2 protein-coding genes are annotated in these 1,602 nt (G+C 66.8%); one reads left to right on the plus strand and one right to left on the minus strand.

The genetic code is table 11. The features are described 5' to 3' along the window. Positions 1–246: 246 nt before the first annotated feature. Entirely contained in the window at positions 247–789 is a 543-nt protein-coding gene (locus tag ACNAVT_RS31710) for a hypothetical protein (RefSeq protein ID WP_416301668.1), read from the plus strand. A gap of 218 nt (positions 790–1,007) precedes the next feature. Here the strand turns inward: ACNAVT_RS31710 and ACNAVT_RS31715 are convergent. Further along, a partial coding sequence (locus ACNAVT_RS31715; RefSeq protein WP_416301670.1) for a GNAT family N-acetyltransferase occupies positions 1,008–1,602 on the minus strand: 595 nt, incomplete at its 5' end.

Below are 1,602 nucleotides of genomic sequence, written 5' to 3' on the forward strand. Positions count from 1 at the left end.
ATTGAGCCTCTCACCGCCGCGGTGACCGGCGGGACGCACGCCAGATGAGAGCCACACCAACCTGCGGTGGGCAGCCGCGATGAGAGCGACCCACCGGTCACCTCGACCAAGCCTGGCCGGGCTGCGGTCGTACCACCAGTCAATAGGTAGCCGTGATCCGCTCGCTACGCGGGCATGGCAAGGCGGCGCCCTCTACGCCCGGGCATGCCGATGAGCGGATGCTGGTTCGCGAGCCATGATGCTCGGATGTCCGTTCTGACTGACTACTTCTCCGCTGGGTCTGACGGTGTGGCGGCGACAGCCGTCGACTACGTCGACGGGCAGCCGGGGCTGCTCGATCTCACGCCTGAGGACGTCGCGGCCGGCAAGGCGTTGTACCGGGTGTCCCCGGACGAGGCGACGCGGCCACGGGTGAAGGTGGCGCATTCGCGGACACTCGTCGTGCAGAGCAAGGGGGTCGACCCGACTGGTCTGGCGCGGCTGGAGGAGATTCTCACTGGCCGGTCGTACGACGAGGTGAGCGCCGATCCTCGGCAGGCTGCGCTGATCGGGCCGGCCAGGCACGAAGAGCTTGACGGAGGGATGGTGCTGTCGGTCACGGACACGCTGCGCGACGCCTTGGCATCGCTGGAACCGTCGGCGCTGCCCCAGGTGGCACGGGAGTGGGCGAGCGCGGAGTTCGACGCCACGGCGGGGGACAGTCTGACATTGTTCCTCGTCGCTCTGACCGAGCTGGCGCGGCGAGCCGCCGCCGACAGCAATCGGCTCTACTGCTGCATAAGCTTCTGATCGCTCCCTCCCACGGCCGCGGTGACGCACGCTCATGCCGCCGACCGGTCGCTACGGGCCGTAACCGGGGTGCGGTGTCCCAAGGTGCTGTCGTGCCGAGAAGAGTTAGTCGACACCTGCTTGCTTGCCTCAAACGGGGGCGCAAGGCGAAGCGGTGGGGCGAAGGATCATGCCAGCATGTGACGTCGTCTGTCAGACGTCGTACTGGTGGAGATCACTTACTTTTGGTCTGCGGTATTCGCGCCTCTCTGGTCTTGATCAGACTGCGACTTGAGGTCGTCCGGCGTGAGCGAGAAGAGGACCAGGTCGACGCGGGCGGCGTGGATGAAGCCGGCATTGCGCATGATGCCTTCGCGTTGCAGGCCGGCCTTGAGAGCGGTCCTCTGGGAGGCCAGGTTCCCGGTGGCGGCCTTGAGTTCCATGCGCTGGAAGCCGTGGTCAACCAGTAGCCAGTGACCGATGGTCCGCGTGGCTTCGGCCGCGATGCCTCGGCGGCGAGCCCAGGGGACGACCGAGTAGCCGATCTCGCTGACCAGGCCGCGCCAGTCGGTCTTCTTCAGGCCGACGGTGCCGAGGAGGTGGTCTGTGTTCGCGTCAACGATCGCGAAGTGGATCCCGTCTCCGGTCTCCCGCAGGGAATGGGAGATCTTCGTGCACCAGTCAGCGGAGTCGTGGCGGGTGTAGGGCTGGGGCAGGGGGAGCCACTGCTGGATGAGCGGGTCCGCGCAAGCGATCTGATTTGCCTCGATGTCGATCGCGGAGAAGGGCCGTAGCAAGAGATCGCCCGTCCGCAGGCGGGTCTCGGGGAACGTG

The sequence above is a fragment of the Micromonospora sp. SL4-19 genome (assembly GCF_047921475.1).
Taxonomy (GTDB): domain Bacteria; phylum Actinomycetota; class Actinomycetes; order Mycobacteriales; family Micromonosporaceae; genus Micromonospora.

Bases quoted from the DNA above. Each gene is read 5' to 3' on its own strand.
- ACNAVT_RS31710 (WP_416301668.1), top strand. From the start codon at position 247: ATGTCCGTTCTGACTGACTACTTCTCCGCTGGGTCTGACGGTGTGGCG.